The organism is Mesorhizobium sp. M7A.F.Ca.AU.001.01.1.1 (assembly GCF_004022735.1).
GTDB lineage: Bacteria > Pseudomonadota > Alphaproteobacteria > Rhizobiales > Rhizobiaceae > Mesorhizobium > Mesorhizobium ciceri.
Genome location: NZ_RZPF01001293.1, coordinates 1 through 670, shown reverse-complemented (window position 1 = coordinate 670; position 670 = coordinate 1). Strand labels below are relative to the sequence as shown.

Here is a 670-nt window from a genome sequence, read left to right as displayed (position 1 = left end):
ATCTCTATAGCAACGTCAAGGAGAAGCGCGAGGTGTTGCAGATGTGGTCAAATCACATCGAATGGCTGATCAAGCAGGCTGCGGATGACGCTCTGGCGGCGTAGCTGCTGGCATGGGCGGAAGATGCGGCGCAACAATCGTCAGAGCCTCATCGAATTGGAGATCATGCTTGACCAGCAAATGCGCGGCCAATGCTTCGATGGCTGACCAGTGATCGAGTACTAGCCGGGCCGTGCGATCTTCGATCCGCCTCCAACGGGGGCGGCGCGGCATCAGGAACCGCAACTCACCATAGATTCGCTTGGCATCCGCGTAGTCGCTGCTCCCCTCATTCCCATCGGACGCATTCATCGCCATATCGCGCGGGTCCAGATAGCCTTCGAATGCGGATTCTGCAAAAGGACCTGCCAGACACGCAACTATCTCTTGGATCGCTTCATCGCGTTGGAAATGTCGATCCATATCGTTCTCGAAAATCGGCTTTAGCTCCGAGGTGAATCCTTGCGCTGAATAGAAAACCGTGCCTTCGACAAAACCACCGCACTCTCCGTCACCGGCGTCGGGGTAAATACTAACACTTGAGAAAGCAGGGAGTTCACGGTCGTCGTCGAACATCTGACGGTGCAAAACGATGGCGGCCACCGCGTGCCCGGCTTCGTGATGCGCCACA

The 670-nt window shown here is 56.4% G+C and carries 1 protein-coding gene; it reads right to left on the bottom strand.

The features are described 5' to 3' along the window. Positions 1-69: 69 nt before the first annotated feature. On the bottom strand, positions 70-670 hold a 601-nt coding region (locus EN884_RS38880; protein ID WP_164895505.1), incomplete at its 5' end, for a hypothetical protein.